This is a genomic window from Bacteroidota bacterium, assembly GCA_039111535.1.
Lineage (GTDB): Bacteria > Bacteroidota > Rhodothermia > Rhodothermales > JAHQVL01 > JBCCIM01.
Genome location: JBCCIM010000262.1, coordinates 1 through 7138 on the forward strand (window position 1 = coordinate 1; position 7138 = coordinate 7138).

Consider the following 7138-nt stretch of genomic DNA (forward strand, 5'->3'; position numbering starts at 1 on the left):
AGCGCCTCCCTAGAGCACTCAAGGATGCACCAGACTCATATTCTCCCACTAGATGTTTCTTGAAGGATATACTATAGCGCTTTATTACTCGCTTTTCCATGGTTTACTTGCTTTGCTGTAAACCTATAGCAGGACGAGACACACCCTCACTCCTCACTCCTCACTCCTCACTCCTCACTAAATAAAAATACAAACTGCCTAAAACGCATTCCCGCTGATGCGCGTGCGAATGCCAAACGCATCTTCTGCACTCCTGAAAATCTCGCCGTCTACAAAAACGCGGATTGACACAGATCCACCGCCGCTTTCGCTACTCCAGGCTGAAAGATACAGCTTATCGCCAACCGTCAATTCAATGTCACGTGACCAGGGGATCTCCTCAATGCCCGTCCCTTTTACTTTCAAATCCCCATCAATGAACTCAATAATGGCTTCTTGTGCGTTGCCATCAACTTCATACCGCACCGTACGCACCATATCATCTTCTTCTGCATTAACACCGGAGTCACATCCCCAGAAACAGGTAGCAAAAATGAGCAGCAGAAATACTTTTTTCATGATCAAACCTTCAAAGATGATAATCGCGCCTTTTTAGAGATACACCCCGGGAGATGATTTACCTACTTCTTAATAGATATGATGGTTGTTCTCACAACTACGTTACACTCTGGTATCATAACCAGCAACATTAGGAAGTGCTAATAACATACCGATTTCCAAAAATTGACTCTTTTTTGGCCTTCTGCTCTTTAAGGAGATCGGTAAAGAAAGCGACATAGGCAAACAGAAATACAAAGTGCCCGATATGCCGCGGCCTGAAGAATACAGACTCCTGAAAATTTAGCACAAGCACGCCAAAGAATAGCCATTTCCAAACATTTTTCTTGTTCAGTTTAGACGTGTTTTTGATATAAGACAATGCCATCATCACCAGTAAACCAAGGCCTACAATGCCCGTCTGGTTCAGAATATCGATATATCCCTGATGTGACTGGTTGGGAATCCAGACAAACTCTTCAAACACAGGAATCAGGTGCCGGCTGTCCATAATCCAGAATCCCCCCAATCCCCAACCAGTAAATATTTTGGACTCAGTCATCCGAATAACAGTTGCCCACAGGTCAACCCGACCGGTAAATGTGAGGTCTTTGCCGGCAAGTCCGAGTATAGAAGCCGTAATTGCCGGGGCCCAGATGGTGACAATAGCAACCACAGCGATGAAGCCAGCAATCATGGTAAACGAGAAAAAGCCCGACATGGCGCCCAGGTTTGCCATGTTTGCAACGTATACAGACACCACAATCATCACAAGAAAGGCACCGACAATCATGTTTGTTGTGCTCTGAGCGCCAATCAGCGAGACGAACGCAATAGCCAGTAGCATATAATGCCAGTAATTTACTGCACGGCCTTTGTTGTAAGGGATAATTGCCAGACAAACAATGACGCTAAACAGCGCCACCTGTCCCAGGTTATTCTTTGTGATCGCAAGGCCTCGCCAGGCCGGAAATTCCCATTGAATCGCCGCCGGCACAAATATCACTGATAGAATGGTAAGCGGTAAGTAGATCGACAAAATCACCCTGAAGTATCGCAAGGCAACTTCCGACCACTTCACGTTGACCATCACTGCAAGGCATATCACAGCCTCTCCAAACAACGTAATCCAGCGTTTAAGAGATACCACGGGGTAATTGGACCACGTGATGCTCAGCAACGACCAGAGCAGAAAAAGCGTGAGGAATTTCTCTTTCCGAATAAAATCAAATACCTGTTGCTGCTTGCCGATCAGGCTCAAAAAGGATGCAACAAACAGCAAGGAGAGCAATTGGTTGATCATGTTCGATCCGCCAATGTCACCCGTTGCCGCACGCTCCTGCATGGAAGGCTGAAAGGGAAGGGAGGTACCGAAGAAGACAAAAAACAGGTAGATACAAAATGATACCCTCGCCAGCTTGGCCATGCTGGAGGATTCCTCTGACATAATCAAAGGGGTTTGTATCGTTTTCATGATTCCGGTTACTTATTTAAATCCCGCGGGCCGGGCGGATAGGCTTGCGGTTGCGGACCTGTTACGCGTCTACCTGACGTATCGCTGTAACCCTCAGCCGGCTTTAATTGCAGTGCATCACGAAGCACCACCTGATTGCATGCCTGTGTACTTTTCATTCATTGCACGCAAGCGTTGCTGCTAAATTTGGCAACCATGCGCAATTTGGCTACAGCGTCATAATTTGGTATGTTTAATCATCAGCACCTTTCATCAAGCTGTTCTCACCTGTCCTATGATTGTTGCATAAACGTGGTAATCCGTTCAGCGCCTTTGGCCTGAATGATTGCTTTTCTTCTACCGAACATCTCGCGCAGACTGTTCAATTCGCTTGCGCGCTGTTGTTTTTTCACACGTTTATGATTTAGAGACAATGACAATTTTTGATTTGGGGTGGACCCCATTTTTCGAAGCGGCTTTTTCTACGCACGACACCGACGTCTTTACACCTGCGCGCATCTTCCGACAGGATCGCCAGCGGTACCTTGCAGTAAGTGAAATCGGCACCTTCAACGCCACCCTCCTTGGTCGCCTGCTGCATGATGAATCTGCTGTATTGCCAGCTGTTGGAGACTGGGTTGTGTTGCAAGCGTTCGACGCAGACCAGGCCGTTATCCACGAGACCCTCCCCCGCTTCAGCGAATTTGCCCGCAAAGAAGTTGGCCAAAAAACGCGCCGGCAAGTTGTGGCGGCAAACATCAATACCGTCTTTTTGGTGAGCGGTCTGGACAACGACTTCAACATCCGACGAATTGAACGGTACCTTGTGCAGGCCGCCGGCAGCGGTGCAAAACCAGTTATCCTACTCAATAAAATGGATATGTGCGCTGACCTGGCAGGCTGTATTTCAGAAGTACAACGCGTTGCCGGAGATTACCCGATTATACCGCTGAGCGCCATTGAAGGCGATGGTATTGATCAACTCAAAGCCCACATTAAACCGGGAGAGACGGTTGCCTTCCTCGGTTCTTCGGGCGTAGGCAAATCCTCGCTTGTCAACCGGCTTGTGGGAGATGCGTACCTAAAAACAGGCGCTGTACGCGAAGACGACAGCCGCGGCCGGCATACAACCAGCCACCGCGAATTGGTCTTACTGGATGCCGGCGGGCTTGTAATGGACACTCCCGGCATGCGCGAATTGCAGCTATGGGGTGAAGAAGAAGATCTCCAGGCAGTTTTCTCAGACATAGAAGAACTCGCGCAAAACTGTAAATTCAGAGACTGCCTCCACGACACGGAGCCTGGCTGTTCTGTACAGGAAGCGCTCGAAACAGGTACCCTCGATGCAGATCGCTTTGCCAGCTACGCAAAGTTAAAAAAGGAGCTTGCGTATCTGGATCGACGCAAAGATGAAGCATCCATTATGAAAGCCAGAAAGAAAGACAAAGAGCTGGGCAAACTCTACAAGTCCGTACAAAAGAACAACCCGAAACGCTTTTAGCGTTCCGGGTTGTCGAAAGTCGAAGGTTTCAGGTTGAACGTGTTCAAGCTCGAACTTCTAACCAATCTACTCCATGGCGGCTTCTATGGCGGCTTCAAACGTTTCCAGAGGCTGCGCACCGCTTACGAGTTGGCCGTTGACGAAGAAAACCGGTGTAGAGTTGACACCGTGTTTGATGCCCAGTTGGAGAGCTGCATCAACCATGGAAGAAGCAGCTTTGTAGGCTTCTCCGTCGCGGTCTGTTGAACAGGCATTCCACTGCTCCATGGCAATACCAGAATCAGCAAGATAACCGGTACTCATCTCGATCAGGTTATCAGCATTGAGCTGCGACTGGTCTTCGAAGTATTTGTCGTGAAGCGTCCAGAACGCGTCTGAAGACTGGTTGGCAGCGCAAAGGGATGCAATTGAAGCTGCCCGGGCCCAGGGGTGGATGCTTTCGAGCGGAAACTGCATGTATACCAAACGTACATCTTCTGCATGTTTGGCGATCAGTTTGTGCATGGTATCTGTAGCGCGTGCGCAATACGGACACTGGAAATCTGAGAACTCAACAATGGTAACAGGTGCGTCGCCACTACCCCGGTAAGGCAAATTGGCAACAGCCGGCATCAAGTCAGCATGGATGGCTACTGCTTTTTGACGCTCCGCTTCTTTGCGGGCTGCAATTTGCTCAGCTAACTCGTCTTCTGTTTTGCTAACGTCAAAAGGGCCGCCGGCAAGCAAGAACAGTTTGCTGTCTCCGTCTGTGATAATGAAAGGCTGCTGTTGCTGCCCATCTACAACAAAACTACCCATCTCAACACCGGGCGCCCCAATCTCTTCGAAATCGCCAATTTCGACTGAATGGGTTTCAAGTTGTGGAAACAGAACGTACAAATTAGCCTTGATGCGGTCTTTCCGGCTCTGCGAATCATCTACCTGTGCGCAGGCAGATGCAATCGTAAAAAAGGTCGTAAAAAGCAGGAGCAGGAGTGTATTTACAGTAAATCTATTTTTCATCGAACGAATCGTGTGGGAGCCCAGAAGGCCAAAAATGGAATAATCTCGCGTTAACTACTCATTTACACAGTATTGGGTTCATAACAAGCGCAAGAAGGCAAGCAGTTCGTCTAATCAGCCAACATAAAAAAGGGCCCGGAGGCATAGCTCCAGGCCCTTTTGTGTCTTACCATTGATTCTTTGTGGCTTACTTCACAAGCACAACTTTGCCGACTTTCATGTAGTCGTTGGCCTGGAAGCGGACCATGTACACGCCCGCTGCAAGCGGCCGCCCACCATCGTCACTGCCATCCCACACGCTCTGCCAGTAACCGGCCGGCATCTGGTGATCTTCCAGCAGCACACGCACGCGCTGCCCCGTGATCGCATACACTTCGATCGACACCTGGCTGTCATCCGCCAACTCGTAAGCAATCGATGTCTGTTGCGTGAACGGGTTCGGGTATATCGAGGTCAGCGCAAAGTCATCCGGCACTTCGCTTATGCCTACCAGCTCGTCGCGCCGGCGCTCGCCGCCCGTCACTTCTGCCGCGATCTCGATCAGCGTGCCTTCTACCCCAAACTCACCGCCGTTCGGCGAGCCGCCCCACATCTCTGCCGTCACTATCAGGTCGCCGCTCACATAGCCGGCTGCCATGCCTTCGATCACCGTGTTTGTGCCCAGCAGGTGTGTCACCGTATCCTCGCCAAAGTCTACCTCGGCAACCAGGATGTCGGTTGGCTCTGGCGTAAAGGCCACCAGAATCCGCTTGTTACGGTCCACTTTCCACTGCCCATCTTCAAACACAACCGCAATCAAGTGGTCTGCGTTGCCACCACTTGGCGGATTCGCGGCAAAGCGGGTGTGTACGCTCTGCTCGGAGAACATGATGTAGCCCGGACCGATGCGGCTGTCGTGGGCCGCGATGCCCAGGTTCACATCACCAAGGGTAAGCGTGACCGTTGAGCCGGGCGTGCCGCCGTTGATTGTCCAGGTGAACGACTCGCTGTCGCTGCCGCCGTTGCCATCAGTTGCCGTTACGCTTACCGCGTACGTGCCGGCGCTTGTGGGCGTACCGCTGATCTCTGCGCCGGCAAGGCTGAGGCCAGAGGGCAGGCCGCTTGCGTCGAAGCTCACTGCATCGCCGTCGCCATCTGTGGCGCTCAGCGTAAGGCTGACTGCCGTGTCAACGGTGCTCGTCTGGTTGCCAATCGCTGCCAGTACGGGCGAGCTGTTGCCTGAGGCGCCCATCACCGTGATCTCGGTGCCCGCTACGCCGAACTCGCCGCCGTTTGGCGCGCCGCCCCACATCTCGGGTGTCACCACGAGGTCGCCGCTTTCATAGCCGGCCATCATGCCTTCGATTACCGTTTCGGTGCCTTCGAGGTGGTTTACCGTGTCAGCGCCAAAGTCTACCTCGGCAACCAGCAGGTCGCTGGCCTGCGGCGTGAAGGCGACAAGTGTCTTCTTGTTGCGGTCCACTTTCCACTGCCCACCGTCGAACACAACGGCGATCAGGTGGTCTGCGTTGCCACCTGAAGGCGGCGTGGCAGAGAAGCGGCTGTGCACGCTCTCGGCTGAGTACATGATGTAACCCGCGCCTGTGCGGTCGTCGTGGGCTGCGATGCCCAGGTTCAGATCGCCCAGCGCAAGCGTGACCGGCTCAACCGGCGGCTCTACCGGATCTTGTGTGCTTGTGTAGAGGCCGTAGCCATTACACTCAGCCGAGAAGATGTCGAGGTTGCCGTCATTGTTTACATCGATGAAGGCAAAGTCGAACATGTTCTGCGACCATGGCTTGTCAGCTGCGCCAAAGGGGTCGATGAAAGTGCCAGTGGCCGTGCCTTCGTTCTCCAGCAAGAGGAATGAACGCAAGTTCTCAGGCGTCTCACAAGGCGGGAAAGAGGTATCAACATCAGCCACCCCGATATCGAGATCACCATCCCCATCGAGGTCACCTACCCTGAGGTTGGCGCCATTGCTGGCGGTACGCGCCCATGGCGTGGTCGCCTGCGTGAAGTTGATGTTTGCGTTTGCAGTAACCCCATTAGACAGGTTTACGTAGTCCGCTGCATCATCGACGATATAGAAATCTTTCTCCCCGTTGTTGTCGAAGTCCTCCATGATAAACATGTACGGATCGTTCGAAGGCACGGTAGACCAGTTTGTGAAGTTACCTGTACCATCGTTGTAGAGCACAAAGATACCATCGGTAGGGAATGGATCAGCTGCCTGATTGGCCGAGAGCTTCACGATGTCGTTGTCGCCATCACCATCCATATCAGTAATAGCGCCCTGCGTGCCAAAAGCAACATTGATCAAATCTCCAAGCAAGTCTTGTCCCTGATCGGTGAAGTTGCCACTGCCGTCATTGATGAGCAGCACATCTTTGGTGGTGCCATCCATGACATAGTTGGAGAAGTAGAGATCAGGCGCACCGTCTCCATTGACATCCCCTGCTGCTACGCCACAATACTGGATTGTACCTACATCGAGCGTTGGCAGTCGCGACGTTGACTCATCGGCCAGCCCAAGCCAGCCAGAAGCGTCGGCCCCGAGGTTGCGGTAGAACTTGGGCTGATCGCCAAACGTGTTGGCAATGAGCACGTCATCCCAGCCGTCGCCATCGAGGTCGGTGATGATTGCATCGCGGGCAATTGTTGGC

General features: G+C 52.0%; 5 protein-coding genes. 1 reads left to right on the forward strand and 4 read right to left on the reverse strand.

What is annotated here, in order from left to right:
• Nucleotides 1-198 precede the first annotated feature (198 nt).
• Both AAF564_24825 and AAF564_24830 read right to left on the reverse strand, forming a co-directional pair.
• A complete protein-coding gene (locus AAF564_24825) occupies nt 199-558 on the reverse strand; it encodes an MmpS family transport accessory protein (GenBank protein MEM8488793.1) in 360 nt (119 codons plus the stop codon).
• Nucleotides 559-688: 130 nt separating this feature from the next.
• Nucleotides 689-1984 carry an O-antigen ligase family protein gene (locus AAF564_24830; GenBank protein MEM8488794.1) on the reverse strand — a complete coding sequence of 432 codons (1296 nt, stop codon included), beginning with the start codon at nt 1982-1984 and terminating at the stop codon, nt 689-691.
• 439 nt (nt 1985-2423) lie between these two features.
• Here AAF564_24830 and rsgA point away from each other — a divergent pair, with 439 nt between their 5' ends.
• On the forward strand, nt 2424-3491 hold the full coding sequence (rsgA, locus tag AAF564_24835) for a ribosome small subunit-dependent GTPase A (protein MEM8488795.1): 1068 nt from the start codon (nt 2424-2426) through the stop codon (nt 3489-3491).
• A gap of 66 nt (nt 3492-3557) precedes the next feature.
• On the opposite strand, the gene AAF564_24840 is transcribed toward rsgA, so the two are convergent.
• Together AAF564_24840 and AAF564_24845 are read right to left on the reverse strand one after the other, a co-directional pair.
• Complete coding sequence (locus AAF564_24840; protein ID MEM8488796.1) at nt 3558-4493, reverse strand: DsbA family protein; 936 nt, start codon at nt 4491-4493, stop codon at nt 3558-3560.
• A 187-nt stretch (nt 4494-4680) separates the two neighbouring features.
• On the reverse strand, nt 4681-7138 hold a 2458-nt coding region (locus tag AAF564_24845; protein MEM8488797.1), incomplete at its 5' end, for an FG-GAP-like repeat-containing protein.

Excerpts from the sequence above, each read along its gene's own strand:
- AAF564_24825 (MEM8488793.1), bottom strand. The coding sequence starts at position 558 with ATGAAAAAAGTATTTCTGCTGCTCATTTTTGCTACCTGTTTCTGGGGA.
- AAF564_24840 (MEM8488796.1), bottom strand. The coding sequence starts at position 4,493 with ATGAAAAATAGATTTACTGTAAATACACTCCTGCTCCTGCTTTTTACG.
- AAF564_24830 (MEM8488794.1), bottom strand. The coding sequence starts at position 1,984 with ATGTCAGAGGAATCCTCCAGCATGGCCAAGCTGGCGAGGGTATCATTT.
- rsgA (MEM8488795.1), top strand. The coding sequence starts at position 2,424 with ATGACAATTTTTGATTTGGGGTGGACCCCATTTTTCGAAGCGGCTTTT.